At 65.8% G+C, this 13,677-nt stretch carries 23 protein-coding genes; 1 reads left to right on the top strand and 22 read right to left on the bottom strand.

Translation table 11 applies throughout. From position 1 onward, the window contains the following. Positions 1–77: 77 nt before the first annotated feature. The 9 genes from BLV31_RS09315 to infA all read right to left on the bottom strand — a co-directional run bounded on the left by BLV31_RS09315 (position 78) and on the right by infA (position 5,811). A complete protein-coding gene (locus BLV31_RS09315) occupies positions 78–1,079 on the bottom strand; it encodes an alpha/beta hydrolase (RefSeq protein ID WP_064060443.1) in 1,002 nt (333 codons plus the stop codon). A 35-nt stretch (positions 1,080–1,114) separates the two neighbouring features. Beyond that, the gene (gene truA / locus BLV31_RS09310; RefSeq protein WP_231414039.1) at positions 1,115–1,951 is read right to left on the bottom strand and encodes a tRNA pseudouridine(38-40) synthase TruA; all 837 of its coding nucleotides are present in this window, start codon (positions 1,949–1,951) and stop codon (positions 1,115–1,117) included. Positions 1,952–2,016: 65 nt separating this feature from the next. Next, positions 2,017–2,571, bottom strand: a complete 555-nt coding sequence (rplQ, locus tag BLV31_RS09305; protein ID WP_006554582.1) for a 50S ribosomal protein L17 — start codon at positions 2,569–2,571, stop codon at positions 2,017–2,019. A 30-nt stretch (positions 2,572–2,601) separates the two neighbouring features. Further along, entirely contained in the window at positions 2,602–3,663 is a 1,062-nt protein-coding gene (locus BLV31_RS09300; protein ID WP_006554583.1) for a DNA-directed RNA polymerase subunit alpha, read from the bottom strand. A 101-nt stretch (positions 3,664–3,764) separates the two neighbouring features. Continuing rightward, positions 3,765–4,370 carry a 30S ribosomal protein S4 gene (gene rpsD / locus BLV31_RS09295; protein WP_006554584.1) on the bottom strand — a complete coding sequence of 202 codons (606 nt, stop codon included), beginning with the start codon at positions 4,368–4,370 and terminating at the stop codon, positions 3,765–3,767. A gap of 22 nt (positions 4,371–4,392) precedes the next feature. After that, a complete protein-coding gene (gene rpsK / locus BLV31_RS09290; RefSeq protein ID WP_006554585.1) occupies positions 4,393–4,806 on the bottom strand; it encodes a 30S ribosomal protein S11 in 414 nt (137 codons plus the stop codon). Beyond that, positions 4,806–5,174, bottom strand: coding sequence for a 30S ribosomal protein S13 (gene rpsM / locus BLV31_RS09285; RefSeq protein WP_006554586.1), 369 nt, complete (start codon positions 5,172–5,174; stop codon positions 4,806–4,808). Before rpsM ends, rpsK begins: the two co-directional genes overlap by 1 nt. Before the next feature lie 209 nt (positions 5,175–5,383). After that, complete coding sequence (gene rpmJ, locus BLV31_RS09280) at positions 5,384–5,497, bottom strand: 50S ribosomal protein L36 (protein WP_003938068.1); 114 nt, start codon at positions 5,495–5,497, stop codon at positions 5,384–5,386. Between the two features lie 92 nt (positions 5,498–5,589). Beyond that, entirely contained in the window at positions 5,590–5,811 is a 222-nt protein-coding gene (gene infA / locus BLV31_RS24665) for a translation initiation factor IF-1 (RefSeq protein WP_006554587.1), read from the bottom strand. A gap of 219 nt (positions 5,812–6,030) precedes the next feature. On the opposite strand from infA, the gene dtd reads away from it, so the two are divergent. After that, complete coding sequence (gene dtd, locus BLV31_RS09270) at positions 6,031–6,468, top strand: D-aminoacyl-tRNA deacylase (protein ID WP_033096992.1); 438 nt, start codon at positions 6,031–6,033, stop codon at positions 6,466–6,468. Positions 6,469–6,492: 24 nt separating this feature from the next. Here dtd and map read toward each other — a convergent pair whose 3' ends face one another. The 13 genes from map to rplN all read right to left on the bottom strand — a co-directional run bounded on the left by map (position 6,493) and on the right by rplN (position 13,672). After that, on the bottom strand, positions 6,493–7,290 hold the full coding sequence (gene map / locus BLV31_RS09265) for a type I methionyl aminopeptidase (protein WP_006554589.1): 798 nt from the start codon (positions 7,288–7,290) through the stop codon (positions 6,493–6,495). 14 nt (positions 7,291–7,304) lie between these two features. Further along, positions 7,305–7,850 (bottom strand): adenylate kinase, encoded by a 546-nt coding sequence (locus tag BLV31_RS09260; RefSeq protein WP_006554590.1) that lies wholly within the window; start codon positions 7,848–7,850, stop codon positions 7,305–7,307. Beyond that, positions 7,847–9,160: a preprotein translocase subunit SecY gene (gene secY, locus BLV31_RS09255; RefSeq protein WP_006554591.1), complete on the bottom strand. Its 1,314-nt coding sequence runs from the start codon at positions 9,158–9,160 to the stop codon at positions 7,847–7,849. The genes BLV31_RS09260 and secY overlap by 4 nt, the downstream gene beginning before the upstream one ends. A 227-nt stretch (positions 9,161–9,387) precedes the next feature. After that, positions 9,388–9,831 carry a 50S ribosomal protein L15 gene (rplO, locus tag BLV31_RS09250; protein ID WP_006554592.1) on the bottom strand — a complete coding sequence of 148 codons (444 nt, stop codon included), beginning with the start codon at positions 9,829–9,831 and terminating at the stop codon, positions 9,388–9,390. A gap of 2 nt (positions 9,832–9,833) precedes the next feature. Continuing rightward, positions 9,834–10,013 carry a 50S ribosomal protein L30 gene (gene rpmD / locus BLV31_RS09245; RefSeq protein ID WP_006554593.1) on the bottom strand — a complete coding sequence of 60 codons (180 nt, stop codon included), beginning with the start codon at positions 10,011–10,013 and terminating at the stop codon, positions 9,834–9,836. Then, positions 10,013–10,660: a 30S ribosomal protein S5 gene (gene rpsE / locus BLV31_RS09240; RefSeq protein ID WP_006554594.1), complete on the bottom strand. Its 648-nt coding sequence runs from the start codon at positions 10,658–10,660 to the stop codon at positions 10,013–10,015. Before rpsE ends, rpmD begins: the two co-directional genes overlap by 1 nt. A gap of 31 nt (positions 10,661–10,691) precedes the next feature. Beyond that, a complete protein-coding gene (gene rplR, locus BLV31_RS09235; protein ID WP_006554595.1) occupies positions 10,692–11,099 on the bottom strand; it encodes a 50S ribosomal protein L18 in 408 nt (135 codons plus the stop codon). A gap of 2 nt (positions 11,100–11,101) precedes the next feature. Then, a complete protein-coding gene (rplF, locus tag BLV31_RS09230; protein WP_006554596.1) occupies positions 11,102–11,641 on the bottom strand; it encodes a 50S ribosomal protein L6 in 540 nt (179 codons plus the stop codon). A gap of 15 nt (positions 11,642–11,656) precedes the next feature. Continuing rightward, a complete protein-coding gene (gene rpsH / locus BLV31_RS09225; RefSeq protein WP_006554597.1) occupies positions 11,657–12,055 on the bottom strand; it encodes a 30S ribosomal protein S8 in 399 nt (132 codons plus the stop codon). 173 nt (positions 12,056–12,228) lie between these two features. Continuing rightward, the gene (locus tag BLV31_RS09220) at positions 12,229–12,414 is read right to left on the bottom strand and encodes a type Z 30S ribosomal protein S14 (RefSeq protein WP_006554598.1); all 186 of its coding nucleotides are present in this window, start codon (positions 12,412–12,414) and stop codon (positions 12,229–12,231) included. A gap of 4 nt (positions 12,415–12,418) precedes the next feature. Continuing rightward, positions 12,419–12,985, bottom strand: coding sequence for a 50S ribosomal protein L5 (rplE, locus tag BLV31_RS09215; protein ID WP_006554599.1), 567 nt, complete (start codon positions 12,983–12,985; stop codon positions 12,419–12,421). Position 12,986: 1 nt separating this feature from the next. Then, positions 12,987–13,304, bottom strand: coding sequence for a 50S ribosomal protein L24 (rplX, locus tag BLV31_RS09210; protein WP_006554600.1), 318 nt, complete (start codon positions 13,302–13,304; stop codon positions 12,987–12,989). Beyond that, positions 13,304–13,672: a 50S ribosomal protein L14 gene (rplN, locus tag BLV31_RS09205; RefSeq protein WP_006554601.1), complete on the bottom strand. Its 369-nt coding sequence runs from the start codon at positions 13,670–13,672 to the stop codon at positions 13,304–13,306. The genes rplX and rplN overlap by 1 nt, the downstream gene beginning before the upstream one ends. Positions 13,673–13,677: the final 5 nt, after the last annotated feature.

The following is a 13,677-nucleotide window of genomic DNA, read 5'->3' as shown; positions in this document are numbered from 1 at the left end:
AACATGTGAGAACGCCCGAGGGGGTGAGGTCGCGGACCTCACCCCCCGGGTGTCTTATCGAGCGCAGCGCTCTCGGCTCAGGCGCCGATGGCCTCGCCGAGCACGGGCCACGACTCGTGCAGGGCCTCCTGCCAGTAGCCCCAGGTGTGGGTACCGTCGGGCCGGACCGAGTAGGTCGCCTCGACCCCGGCTGCGTCCAGCGCACCGCGCAGTCGCGTCGTGCAATCGTTCACGCCGGCCTCGATGATCCCGAGCAGAGCCACATCGGGAAGGACGGCGACACCGTCCTGCTCCCATGCCTTCAATTCGTACGGGCCCGGGACACCGCTGCTCGTGGAGACGTACACGGCCTTGCCGCGCAGCTTCTCGGCGTTGAGCACGACGTCCTGTTCCGTCCAGTGCTCACCGGCGACCGGTCCCCACATGTTCTCGACCTCGCCCCCGCCGAACGCGACGACGATCTCCGCATAGCGCGAACCGATCTCCGAGGCGGTCTCGGCGCATCCGCTGTACGAACCCACCGCCTGGTAGAGATCGGGCGCCTGCTGGGCGAGCGCCAGCGCCGACGTCGCCGACATCGACACACCGGCGATCGCGTTGCGGCCGCTCGCGCCGAGCGTCTCGTCGACCACCGACGGGATCTCCTCGGTGAGGAAGGTCGTCCACTTGTTGCGTCCGAGAACGGGATCGTCCTCGAGCCAGTCGGTGTAGTAGCTGAACGCGCCACCGACCGGAGTGACGACGTTGACGTTCTTGTCGCCGAAGAACTCCACGATGTCGGTCTGCTCGCGCCAGGTCGCCCGGTCCAGTCCCCCGCCGGCACCGTTGAGCAGGTAGAAGACCGGTCGCGGCGCGCTCGTGTCGGCCGGTCGCAGCACCTGCAGCTCGATGGTGCGTTCCATCGACGGCGAGTACACGAACAGCGACCAATCGCGGTCGGTGTGCTTCTCGATGCGTTCGACAGTCGCGCTCTGCGACCGAGTCTCGCCGGTCGCGGCGGCCGGGAGATCCTCGGCGTGGGCGACCGCGGCACCGGACAGGACCAGCGACGAGACGGCGAGCGCCCCGATCGTCCCCATCAACGCAAACCGTCGTGCGCGCACATTCGTTCCCTTCATCCGCAACAGCCGGGCGTGATGGGCCCGCGCATCTCCCGCGTCGCAGCGTTGCGCGCGGCGAGTTCCTCGTCAGCAGGGTAGTCGACGCGAACCAGTGACAGGCCGTGGGCCGGTGCCACCGCGACGGACGCCGCACGTTCGCGTTCGTCGAGCAGGGCCGTCATCCACTCGACGCTGCGACGCCCCTCCCCCACGGCCAGGGCCGCGCCGACGAGGCTGCGCACCATCGACCAGCAGAAGGCGTCGGCGCTGACATAGGCGGTGAGGATGTCACCTTCGCGGGTCCAGTCGTATCGCTGCAGTTCACGTACGGTCGTCGCACCCTCCCGCCGCTTGCAGAAGGCGGCGAAGTCGTGCAGGCCGAGCAGCGACTGCGACGCGCGTTGCATCGCATCGAGATCGACGGCCTTCGGCCACGCGACGGTGTCGCGGGCACGCAGCGGCTCGGCGCCGTACACCGCTGTGGTGAGGCGGTATTCGTAGTGGCGCCGGATCGCCGAGAAACGCGCGTCGAAATGTTCGGGGGCGACGGAGATCCCGGTGACCCGCACGTCGCGGGGCAGGAACCGTGCGAGACGGCGGACCCAGCGCGACGGATCGTCGGGCAGCACCGCGGTGGGGACGTCGACGTGGGCGACCTGCCCGGAAGCGTGCACGCCGGCGTCGGTGCGACCGGCGACGGTGAGCAGCACGGGGGTGCGGACGATCGCGGAGAGCTTTTCCTCGATCTCCCCGCACACCGTGCGACGTCCGGGCTGCCGTGCCCAGCCGGAGAAGTCGGTGCCGTCGTACGCGATGTCGAGTCGCAGACGGGTTGTCTCGTGAGAAGCCACGAGCCCGCCGCCCTCGGAAGGGTCGGCGGGCTCGTGAGCTTCAGCAGATGCCGAAACCAAGTGGATTAGTCCTTCTTGGCCTCGTCCGCCTCGGGTGCGTCGGCAGCCGTGGCGTTGGTGTCCTCGACACCCTCGACGACGGCGTCGGCGTTCGCGACCTCGGCGTCGGTGGCCTCGGCCTCGACGGCCTGGACCGCGTTGTCCTCGGCGGGTGCCTGCGAGGCGGCGACGCGGCGAGCGCGGTCGGCCTCGGAGGTGACGGTCTTCTCGCGCACCAGCTCGATGATGGCCATGGGGGCGTTGTCGCCCTTGCGCGGCATCGTCTTGATGATGCGGGTGTAACCGCCGTTGCGGTCCTCGAAGGAGGGACCGATCTCCGCGAACAGCGAGTGGACGACGTCCTTGTTGCGGATGACCTTCAGCACCTCACGACGCGAGGCCAGCGTGCCGGCCTTGGCGTGCGTGACGAGCTTCTCGGCGTACGGGCGCAGGGCCTTGGCCTTGGCCTCGGTGGTGGTGATGCGGCCGTGCTCGAAGAGCGCGGTGGCCAGGTTGGCCATGAGCGCCTTCTGATGCGAGGCCGATCCGCCGAAGCGGGCGCCCTTCTTGGGCTTGGGCATGATTTTCTCCTAGTAACGGACCGTGAGCTGCTACAGCTGCTCGGTCTCGGCGTAGTCCTCGTTGCCGTCGTTGTCACCGAAGGAGCCGGCCTCGGTATCGCTCCAGGTACCGGTCGCGGCGTCGTAGCCGGCGACAGTGCTGGGGTCGAACGATGCCGGGCTGTCCTTGAGGGACAGGCCGAGCGAGTGCAGCTTGACCTTGACCTCGTCGATGGACTTCTGGCCGAAGTTGCGGATGTCGAGCAGGTCGGATTCCGTCCGTGCCACGAGCTCGCCGACGGTGTGGACACCTTCGCGCTTGAGGCAGTTGTAGGACCGGACCGTGAGGTCGAGGTCCTCGATCGGAAGTCCGAAGGAGGCGATGTGGTCGGCCTCGGCGGGCGAGGGACCGATCTCGATGCCTTCTGCTTCGACGTTCAGCTCACGAGCCAGACCGAAGAGCTCCACGAGGGTCTTGCCCGCCGAGGCGAGCGCGTCCCGCGCGCTGATCGAGTTCTTGGTCTCCACGTCGAGAATGAGCCGATCGAAGTCGGTGCGCTGCTCGACGCGGGTCGCTTCCACCTTGTACGTCACCTTGAGCACCGGCGAGTAGATCGAGTCGACCGGGATACGGCCGATCTCGGCGCCGGACGCCTTGTTCTGCACGGCAGGAACGTAGCCGCGACCGCGCTCGACGACGAGCTCGATCTCCAGCTTGCCCTTGTCGTTCAGGGTGGCGATGTGCAGATCCGGGTTGTGGATGGTGACACCGGCCGGGGGCACGATGTCGCCGGCCGTGACGGTGCCCGGCCCCTGCTTGCGGACGTACATGGTGACCGGCTCGTCCTCTTCGGAGCTCACCACGAGACCCTTGAGGTTCAGGATGATGTCGGTGACATCCTCCTTCACCCCGGGAACGGTGGTGAACTCGTGGAGAACGCCGTCGATGCGGATGCTGGTGACAGCGGCGCCCGGGATCGACGAGAGCAGGGTGCGACGAAGCGAGTTGCCGAGGGTGTACCCGAAGCCAGGCTCGAGCGGCTCGATGACGAACTTCGAGCGGTTTTCAGCGATGACCTCTTCGGTCAGTGCGGGTCGCTGAGAGATGAGCATCTGTTGCCTCCTTGTGGGCGTCCGCCATATGACGCCCTAGTGGAATGGAGCGGTGTCCTCCCGCCCGGACGGACCGGAGGACACCACGACACCGAGGTGTCTTACTTCGAGTAGTACTCGACGATCAGCTGTTCCTGCAGCGGGATGTCGATCTGCGCGCGCTCGGGGAGCTGGTGGACCAGCACTCGCAGACGCGGGCCGACGACCTGCAGCCAACCCGGAACCGGGCGCTCGCCCTGGGTCTCGCGGGCGACCTGGAAGGGCAGCGTGCTCAGCGACTTCTCGCGGACATCGATGATGTCGTACTGCGAGACGCGGTAGCTGGGGATGTCGACCTTCTTGCCGTTGACCAGGAAGTGGCCGTGGCTCACCAGCTGGCGGGCCTGACGACGCGTGCGGGCGAGGCCGGCACGGTAGACGACGTTGTCCAGGCGCGACTCGAGGATGACCAGCAGAACCTCACCGGTCTTGCCGGGGCGGCTTGCGGCCTCTTCGTAGTAGCGACGGAACTGCTTCTCCATGACGCCGTACGAGAAGCGGGCCTTCTGCTTCTCCTGCAGCTGGAGCAGGTACTCGCTCTCCTTGATCCGCGCGCGGCCGTGCTGGCCGGGCGGGTAGGGGCGACGCTCGAAGGCCTGATCGCCTCCGACCAGGTCGACACGGAGACGACGCGACTTACGAGTAACGGGACCGGTATAACGAGCCATTTTTCTTTACCTTCCTTTCCCGTTAGACGCGACGCCGCTTGGGCGGACGGCAACCGTTGTGGGGCTGCGGGGTGACATCGGAGATGGTGCCGACCTCGAGGCCTGCGGCCTGGAGGGAACGGATCGCCGTCTCGCGGCCCGAGCCCGGGCCCTTGACGAAGACGTCGACCTTCTTGACACCGTGTTCCTGCGCCTTGCGGGCGGCGTTCTCGGCGGCGAGCTGTGCGGCGAACGGGGTCGACTTGCGCGAACCCTTGAAGCCGACGTGGCCGGAGGACGCCCAGGAGATCACGTTGCCCTGCGGGTCCGTGATGGACACGATGGTGTTGTTGAACGTGCTCTTGATGTGAGCGGCACCGTGCGGAACGTTCTTCTTGTCCCTGCGCCGTGCCTTCTGGGTCTTCTTCGGACCGGTGCTGCGTGACTTGGGAGGCATTACTTCTTCTTTCCTGCGACGGTGCGCTTCGGACCCTTGCGGGTGCGGGCGTTGGTCTTGGTGCGCTGTCCACGCACGGGCAGACCACGACGGTGTCGCAGGCCCTGGTAGCAGCCGATCTCGATCTTGCGGCGGATGTCCGCCTGAACCTCGCGACGGAGGTCACCCTCGACCTTGTAGCTCTCCTCGATGTACTCGCGGAGCTTGGCGAGGTCCTCGTCCGTCAGATCCTTGCTGCGCAGGTCCGGGTTGACACCCGTGGCCTCGAGGATCTCCTGGGAGCGGGTACGGCCGATGCCGTAGATGTACGTGAGTGCGATCTCCATCCGCTTTTCGCGGGGAAGATCGACACCTGCGAGACGTGCCATGTGGCATTCCTATTCGGTGTGCGGAGGTCTGCTCCCAGCCCGTCCCCTGCGTCGAAGAACTGTGTGATTCAAAAACACAGTGGGGCCCCGGCCTCCGTACCGGGGGTTGATCGCGCAGCTCCTCGACGGATCGAGGATCGTAACCACGCGACTGGTGCTGGAAGGTCTTCGTGCTTGTTGCCAAGCAGATCTTCGAGACGAAGGTGGATCTAGCCCTGACGCTGCTTGTGACGCAGGTTCTCGCAGATCACCATGACCCGACCGTTACGGCGGATCACCTTGCACTTCTCGCAGATCTTCTTGACGCTAGGCTGAACCTTCACGTAAGTCCGATCTCCTGTATGTGCGCCGCCGGACACGGCAGAGCCGGCCCGGCGACATGATTCTCCCCGACCGTGTGGCCGGGGAAGCTTCGTTACTTGTAGCGGTAGACGATGCGTCCACGCGTGAGGTCGTAGGGAGAAAGCTCCACGACAACGCGGTCCTCGGGAAGGATACGAATGTAGTGCTGACGCATCTTTCCGCTGATGTGGGCGAGAACCTTGTGCCCGTTCTCCAGCTCGATGCGGAACATCGCATTGGGCAGCGGTTCGATTACCCGGCCCTCGACCTCGATTGCCCCGTCTTTCTTAGCCATATCCTCCGCGATCCGTTGTTCGGCGTTGTGGTTGCATCGGCATCCGTTACCGTGACGCTCGGCAACTCCGGGACCGGACACGAACCGAGATTCGAAGGAATTCGACACGGGACCGATCGGAGCGCAGCGCGCACCACCGATCAATGGTACGGGAAGTTGACCGTCCAGGACAAATGAGCTCCGGCACACTCGTGCCCACGACCAGGAGGAGGACCGCACGTGCGGGCGTTGATCCAGCGGGTGACCACGGCGGCGGTGGCGGTCGACGGAGCCGAGGTGGCCCGCATCACGCCGGCCGAAGACGGTCACGGTCTGCTCGTGCTGGTCGGCGTCACGCACGACGACGACGAGACCAAGGCCGCGACGCTCGCCCGGAAGGTGTGGACGATGCGCATCCTCGAGGACGAGCGATCCGCCTCCGACGTCGACGCCCCGATCCTGGTGGTCAGCCAGTTCACGCTCATGGCCGACACGAGGAAGAGCAGGCGTCCGTCGTGGTCGGCCGCCGCTCCCCGCCCGATCGCCGAACCTCTCGTCGATGCGTTCGCGAACGCTCTACGAGATCTCGGCGCGACGGTGGAGACCGGGAAGTTCGGGGCCCACATGGAGGTGAGCCTCGTCAACGACGGACCGGTCACGCTCCTCGTCGACGTATGACGCCGCGGAGTACGACCGCTCGCGTCACTCCGGCCGGACGGTGAGGATACGGGGGCCGTCCTCGGTGACCGCTACCGTGTGCTCCCAGTGCGCGGCCCGGCTGCCGTCGACGGTCACCACCGTCCACTCGTCGTCGAGGACCTCGGTCTCGTAGGTACCGAGGGTGAGCATCGGCTCGACGGCGAGCACCGATCCGACGACGAGCTTCGGGCCCTTGCCCGGCTTGCCTTCGTTGGGGAGGAACGGATCCATGTGCATCTCGCGCCCGATACCGTGACCGCCGTAGCCGTCGACGATGCCGTACAAGCGGCCGTGCACCTTCTCGGCGGCATGCGTGCCTTGCTCGATCGCATGCGAGACGTCGGTCAGGCGGTTGCCCGGGAGCATCGCCGCGATACCGGCCTCGAGCGACAGACGGGTGGCCTCGCTCAGGTCGATGTCGGCCTGCGACAGCTCCCCGATCCCGAAGGTCCATGCCGAGTCGCCGTGCCAGCCGTCGAGGATCGCGCCGCAGTCGATCGACACGAGGTCGCCCTCGGCGAGCACCACCGACACCGACGGGATGCCGTGGACGACGACCTCGTTGACCGACGAACAGATCGAACCGGTGAAGCCGTGGTAGCCCAGGAAGGACGGAACGGCCCCCGCATCGCGGATGACCGATTCCGCCACCTGGTCGAGTTCCAGGGTGCTCACGCCCGGCTTGGCGGCCTCGCGCACTGCGACGAGTGCGGCACCGACCACGGCTCCCGCCGCCGCCATCGCGTCGAGTTCACCCGAGGTGCGGAACGGAACCACTGAGCGCTTGCGCCCGAAACCCATGTCGAACTACCCGTCTACTTTCCGAGTGCGGACAGAGCCCGCGAATTGATCTCCTCGACCTCACCGATCGCGTCGACCGTGATGATCGAGTCGGCGTAGTAGTCGAGCAGCGGGGCCGTCTCCTCACGGTAGACCCGGAGACGGTTGCGGATCACGTCTTCGGTGTCGTCGGCGCGACCGCGGGCGAGCATGCGCTCGACCACGACGTCCTCGTCGATGACGAAGGACAGCACGCCATCGAGCTCGACACCGAGATCCTTCAGGATGTTCTCGAGTTCCTTGGCCTGCTCCACGCTGCGCGGGAAGCCGTCGAGGAGGAAGCCGTTGGCGGCGTCGGGCTCGGCCAGACGCTCACGCACCATGTTGTTGGTGATCTCGGCGGGAACGAGCTCCCCCGCGTCGATGTACTTCTTGGCCTCGACGCCGAGCGGGGTGCCCTGCCCGATGTTCGCGCGGAAAAGATCGCCCGTCGAGATGGCGGGGACGCCGAGCTTCTCGGACAGAATCGCGGCCTGTGTGCCCTTGCCGGCACCGGGAGGACCGAGCAGTACAAGTCTCACTTGAGGAACCCTTCGTAGTTGCGCTGCATCAGTTGACTTTCGATCTGCTTGACAGTGTCCAGCGCGACACTGACGAGAATGAGAACCGCGGCGCCACCGAAGATGCTCGAGGCCGTCTGGCTGCCGGACAGGAAGAAGTTCGGCAGCGTCGCGATGAGACCGAGGTAGATCGAGCCCGGAACCGTGATGCGGTTGAGCACGAAACTGAGATATTCGGCGGTCGGGCGACCGGGGCGGATGCCCGGGATGAAGCCGCCGTATTTCTTCATCTCGTCGGCCCGCTCCTCCGGATTGAAGGTGATGGCGACGTAGAAGAAGACGAAGAACACGATCAGGGCGAAGTAGATCGCGATGTAGACCGGGTTGTTCGGATTGACCAGGTACTCGTTGATGATCCGCTGCCACCAACTCGGATCCGGGTTCGTCGTGGCACCGGTGAGCTGCGCGACGAGATTGGGCAGGTACAGCAGCGACGACGCGAAGATGACGGGGATGATGCCCGCCTGGTTGACCTTCAGCGGCAGGTAGGTCGACGAACCGCCGTACATACGACGGCCGACCATGCGCTTGGCGTACTGCACCGGGATCCGGCGCTGACCCTGCTCGATGAACACGACACCCGTGATGAGGGCCAGGGCCACGACGCAGACGATCGCGAAGACGAGGCCGCCGCGGGATTCGAGGATCATGCGACCCTCGCTCGGCAGCGCGGCCGCGATACCGGCGAAGATCAGCAGCGACATGCCGTTGCCGACACCGCGTTCGGTGATGAGCTCACCGAACCACATGACGACGGCGGCACCGGCGGTCATCACCAGCACGATGACGACCATCCCGAAGATGCTGTCGTCGGCGAGGATCGGCTCCGAGCAGCCCTGCAGCAGCTGCCCTCGGGCGGCGAGCGCGACGATGCCGGTGGCCTGCAGGACGGCGAGCGCGACGGCGAGATAACGCGTGTACTGCGTCATCTTGGCCTGGCCGGACTGGCCCTCCTTGCGCAGTTCCTCGAAGCGTGGAATGACCACGGTGAGCAGCTGGACGATGATGCTCGCGGTGATGAACGGCATGATGCCGATCGCGAAGACCGACAACTGCAGTAGCGCGCCGCCGGAGAACAGATTGATCAGCGAGTAGATGCCGGCCTGCTCGCTGCCGGCGAGCTGATCGACACAGGCCTGGACGTTGCCGTAGTCGACGCCCGGGGACGGCACGGTAGCACCGAGGCGGTACAGCGCCACGAGCCCGAGGGCGATGAGAATCTTCCGCCTCAGGTCCGGTGTCCTGAGGGCCGAGACGAAGGCGGAAAGCAAAGATCCTCCTGGCGGGCCGATCGGGGACGACGGATCGAGAGGGATCCGTCGGACGGTAGACAACTCTGAAACTCTAACAGTGGGCCCCGATGAGAGGCGTAGCCCGGTAGCCTATGTCACCGCTGCGAACGCAGCTTGGGACACCGGTGCGAACGCGCGAACGGCCGCGGTGCAGGTATCTGCACCGCGGCCGTTCGACAGCCGTGACTCACACGCGAAAGTACAGGTCAGGCCTGGACGGTCGCGCTGCCACCGGCTGCAGCGATCTTCTCCTGAGCGGAGGCCGAGAACTTGTCGGCGGTGACCTGCACGGCCACCGTCAGCTCGCCCTCGCCGAGGACCTTGACGAGCTGGTTCTTGCGAACCAGACCCTTCGCCACGAGGTCCGCGACACCGATCTGTCCACCCTCGGGGAACACGCGAGCGATGTCCCCGACGTTGACGATCTGGTACTCGGTACGGAATGCGTTCTTGAAGCCCTTGAGCTTCGGCAGACGCATGTGGATGGGCATCTGGCCACCCTCGAAGGCCGGCGACACGTTCTTGCGTGCCTTCGTGCCCTTCGTACCGCGGCCGGCGGTCTTGCCCTTCGAACCCTCACCGCGTCCGACGCGGGTCTTGTCCGTCTTCGCACCCGGAGCCGGGCGCAGGTGATGCAGCTTGATGGTCATTCTCAGACCTCCTCAACGGTGACGAGGTGACGCACCACGTTGATGAGGCCACGATTCTGCGCATTGTCCTCGCGGACGACGGACTGGCGGATCTTCCGCAGACCGAGGGTCCGGAGGCTGTCGCGCTGATTCGACTTGGCCCCGATGGTGCTCTTGATCTGGGTGATCTTCAGCTCTGCCATTACTTCACGCTCCCAGCAGCCTGTGCACGTGCGCGCAGCATGCCGGCGGGGGCAACTTCCTCGAGGGTGAGGCCACGGCGAGCCGCGACTTCCTCGGGACGCTGCAGACCCTTGAGGGCCGCAACCGTCGCGTGCACCACATTGATGGCGTTGTCGGAGCCGAGCGACTTCGACAGGATGTCGTGGACACCCGCACACTCCAGCACCGCGCGCACAGCGCCACCGGCGATGACACCGGTACCGGGGGAAGCCGGACGCAGCAGGACGACACCGGCTGCAGCCTCTCCCTGGACGGGGTGGGTGATGGTTCCGCCGATGAGCGGGACGCGGAAGAAGTTCTTGCGAGCTTCCTCGACACCCTTCTGGATGGCCGCGGGAACTTCCTTGGCCTTGCCGTAGCCGACGCCGACCAGGCCGTTGCCGTCGCCCACGATCACCAGAGCGGTGAAGCTGAAGCGACGACCGCCCTTGACGACCTTCGACACACGGTTGATCGAGACGACACGCTCGATGTAGTTCGACTTCTCGGCAGCGTTGCCGCCGCGCGAGTCGCGGTCGCGGCGGTCGCGACCGCCACGGTTGTCACCGCTGTTGGGGTTCTGTCCGGCGGGGCCGTTGCCGCCGTCACGCCGCTGACGTCCCGGCATCAGGCGTTCCTTCCGTTCGAGAAAATGGTCATCAGAACTTCAACCCGCTTTCGCGAGCCGCGTCCGCGAGGGCCGCGATGCGTCCGCTGTAGGTGTGGCCACCGCGGTCGAAGACCACGGCTTCCACGCCGGCAGCCTTCGCGCGCTCGGCGATCAGCTGACCGACCTTCGCGCCGCGAGCCTTCTTGTCGCCCTCGAGAGCGCGCACATCGGGTTCGATGGACGACGCTGCGGCGAGAGTGGTGCCCGTCAGGTCGTCGACCAGCTGCACGTGCAGGTGGCGCGAGGACCGGTTGACGACGAGGCGGGGACGCTCGGCGGTGCCGGAGATCTTCTTGCGGAGGCGGAAGTGACGACGCGTCTTCGAAAGGCGACGCGTGGTGGAGGCGTCCTTGCCGCGCGGGATGCGCTTGGCCTTCTGGTTCTCGGTCTGGCTCATGATCACTTACCCGTCTTTCCGACCTTGCGACGGACCTGTTCACCCTCGTAGCGGATGCCCTTGCCCTTGTAGGGGTCGGACTTGCGCAGCCGGCGGATGTTGGCCGCGATCTGGCCGACCTTCTGCTTGTCGATGCCCGAGATCGAGAAGCGCGTGGGGTTCTCGACGGCGAACGTGATGCCCTCGGGCGCCTCGATCAGCACGGGGTGGCTGTAGCCGAGCGAGAACTCGAGGTCCTTGCCCTTGAGGGCCACGCGGTAGCCGACGCCGTGGATCTCCATCTTGGTGGTGTAACCCTCGGTGACACCGACGATGAGGTTCTGCACGAGCGTCCGCGACAGGCCGTGCAGCGCGCGGCTGCGACGCTCGTCGTTCGGGCGCGTGACGTTGATTGCCCCGTCCTCGCCCTTGGCGACGGCGATCGGCTCGGCGATCGTCAGGGACAGGTTGCCCTTGGGGCCCTTGACTGCAACATCCTGGCCGTCGATGGTGATCTCGACGCCCGAAGGAACTGCAACGGGGAGTTTTCCGATTCGCGACATTGTGGTGGCCTCCCTTTACCAGACGTAGGCGAGGACTTCCCCGCCCACTCCCTGCTTGGCCGCCTGGCGATCGGTGAGCAGGCCGGAGGACGTGGAGATGATCGCCACGCCGAGGCCGCCCAGGACCTTGGGCAGGTTGGTGGATTTCGCGTACACGCGCAGGCCGGGCTTCGACACGCGGCGCACGCCGGCAAGGCTGCGCTCACGGGAAGGTCCGTACTTGAGGTCGACGATGAGGGTCTTGCCCACCTCGGCGTCCTCGGTGCGGTAGTCGGAGATGTAGCCCTCGCGCTTGAGGATCTCGGCGATGTTCACCTTGATCTTCGAGGACGGGAGCTTGACCTCGTCGTGGTACGCCGTGTTGGCGTTACGCAGACGCGTCAAGAAGTCTGCGATGGGGTCGGTCATGGTCATGGCTGACCTGTTCACCTTTCTCGATGCGGTTCCCATGCAACGCCGGAACATGCCGGCCGTGGGCCTACATCGAAACTCGGTTTCGATAGCGGATTCGTCGACGGATCGGCGACGAACCCATGACAGCGTGACAGTGGGCGGAGAACTTCTCGGTCCTCCGCCCACCGCTCACGTCACCAGGAGCTCTTGTGAACTCCCGGAAGTTCTCCGCGGTGTGCCATCTCGCGAAGGCAGATGCGGCAGAGTCCGAACTTGCGGAAGACCGAGTGCGGGCGCCCGCAGCGCTGGCAGCGGGTGTAGGCGCGCACCGCGAACTTCGGCTTCTTGTTGGCCTTGTTGACCAGTGCCTTCTTAGCCATGGGCTCAGTTCTCCTTGAACGGGAAGCCGAGGTGCTTGAGCAGGGCACGGCCTTCTTCGTTGTTGGTAGCGGTGGTCACGACAGTGATGTCCATGCCGCGCGGGCGATCGATCTTGTCCACGTCGATCTCGTGGAACATCGACTGCTCGTTCAGGCCGAACGTGTAGTTGCCGTTGCCGTCGAACTGGTTGCCGTTGAGGCCGCGGAAGTCCCGGATACGGGGAAGCGCGATGGACACGAGACGGTCCAGGAACTCCCACATGCGGTCGCCGCGCAGCGTGACGCGCGCACCGATCGGCATGCCCTCGCGCAGCTTGAACTGTGCGATGGACTTGCGGGCCTTACGGATCTCCGGCTTCTGACCGGTGATGAGCGCGAGGTCGTTGACGGCTCCGTTGATGAGCTTCGCGTCGCGGGCGGCGTCGCCGACACCCATGTTGACGACGACCTTCACGACGCCGGGGATCTGCATGACGTTCGCGTAGTCGAACTCCGCGTTCAGCGCGTCCTTGATCTCGGCGCGGTAGCGGGCCTTCAGGCGCGGCTGGGTCTTGTTCTCGGTGGAAGTCATGTCAGAGGTCCTTCCCGTTCTTCCGGGAAATCCGAACGCGCTTGCCGGTTTCCTCATCGGTGCGGTAGCCCACGCGGGTGGGGTTTCCGTCCGAGTCGACGACCGCAACGTTGGAAACGTGGATCGGGGCCTCCTGCGTCACGATGCCGCCGGAGGAGGCGCCACGCTCGTTCGCAGAGACGGCGGTGTGCTTCTTGATACGGTTCACGCCCTCGACGAGGACCTTGCCGGTCGCCGGGTAGGCCGCGATGACCTTGCCCTTGGCACCCTTGTCCTTGCCCGAGATGACGAGCACGGTGTCACCCTTGTGCACCTTCATCACAGCACCTCCGGAGCGAGCGAGACGATCTTCATGAACCGCTTGTCGCGGAGCTCGCGACCGACGGGTCCGAAGATGCGGGTGCCGCGAGGATCGTTGTCGCCCTTGATGATGACGGCAGCGTTCTCGTCGAACTTGATGTAGGAACCGTCCGGACGGCGGCGCTCCTTGGCGGTGCGCACGATCACGGCCTTGACGACATCGCCACGCTTGACGTTGCCGCCGGGGATCGCGTCCTTGACGGTGGCGACGATGACGTCACCGATTCCGGCGTAGCGACGGGACGAGCCACCGAGAACGCGGATGCAGAGGATCTCCTTGGCACCCGTGTTGTCGGCGACGCGCAGTCGCGACTCCTGCTGGATCACTTACT

Source organism: Rhodococcus pyridinivorans, from assembly GCF_900105195.1.
GTDB lineage: Bacteria > Actinomycetota > Actinomycetes > Mycobacteriales > Mycobacteriaceae > Rhodococcus > Rhodococcus pyridinivorans.
The sequence above is the reverse complement of the archived record's forward strand: the minus strand, read 5'-3'. Positions and strand labels throughout refer to the sequence as shown.

Excerpts from the sequence above, each read along its gene's own strand:
- rpsK (WP_006554585.1), bottom strand. The coding sequence starts at position 4,806 with ATGCCTCCCAAGTCACGCAGCACCGGTCCGAAGAAGACCCAGAAGGCA.
- BLV31_RS09315 (WP_064060443.1), bottom strand. The coding sequence starts at position 1,079 with ATGGGGACGATCGGGGCGCTCGCCGTCTCGTCGCTGGTCCTGTCCGGT.
- rplQ (WP_006554582.1), bottom strand. The coding sequence starts at position 2,571 with ATGCCCAAGCCCAAGAAGGGCGCCCGCTTCGGCGGATCGGCCTCGCAT.
- rpsH (WP_006554597.1), bottom strand. The coding sequence starts at position 12,055 with ATGACCATGACCGACCCCATCGCAGACTTCTTGACGCGTCTGCGTAAC.
- rpsM (WP_006554586.1), bottom strand. The coding sequence starts at position 5,174 with ATGGCACGTCTCGCAGGTGTCGATCTTCCCCGCGAAAAGCGGATGGAG.
- rpsE (WP_006554594.1), bottom strand. The coding sequence starts at position 10,660 with ATGCCGGGACGTCAGCGGCGTGACGGCGGCAACGGCCCCGCCGGACAG.
- BLV31_RS09300 (WP_006554583.1), bottom strand. The coding sequence starts at position 3,663 with ATGCTCATCTCTCAGCGACCCGCACTGACCGAAGAGGTCATCGCTGAA.
- rplR (WP_006554595.1), bottom strand. The coding sequence starts at position 11,099 with ATGAGCCAGACCGAGAACCAGAAGGCCAAGCGCATCCCGCGCGGCAAG.
- rplX (WP_006554600.1), bottom strand. The coding sequence starts at position 13,304 with ATGAAGGTGCACAAGGGTGACACCGTGCTCGTCATCTCGGGCAAGGAC.
- BLV31_RS09220 (WP_006554598.1), bottom strand. The coding sequence starts at position 12,414 with ATGGCTAAGAAGGCACTGGTCAACAAGGCCAACAAGAAGCCGAAGTTC.
- map (WP_006554589.1), bottom strand. The coding sequence starts at position 7,290 with ATGGGTTTCGGGCGCAAGCGCTCAGTGGTTCCGTTCCGCACCTCGGGT.
- rplF (WP_006554596.1), bottom strand. The coding sequence starts at position 11,641 with ATGTCGCGAATCGGAAAACTCCCCGTTGCAGTTCCTTCGGGCGTCGAG.
- rpsD (WP_006554584.1), bottom strand. The coding sequence starts at position 4,370 with ATGGCTCGTTATACCGGTCCCGTTACTCGTAAGTCGCGTCGTCTCCGT.
- rplE (WP_006554599.1), bottom strand. The coding sequence starts at position 12,985 with ATGACTTCCACCGAGAACAAGACCCAGCCGCGCCTGAAGGCCCGCTAC.
- infA (WP_006554587.1), bottom strand. The coding sequence starts at position 5,811 with ATGGCTAAGAAAGACGGGGCAATCGAGGTCGAGGGCCGGGTAATCGAA.
- rpmD (WP_006554593.1), bottom strand. The coding sequence starts at position 10,013 with ATGGCAGAGCTGAAGATCACCCAGATCAAGAGCACCATCGGGGCCAAG.
- rplO (WP_006554592.1), bottom strand. The coding sequence starts at position 9,831 with ATGACCATCAAGCTGCATCACCTGCGCCCGGCTCCGGGTGCGAAGACG.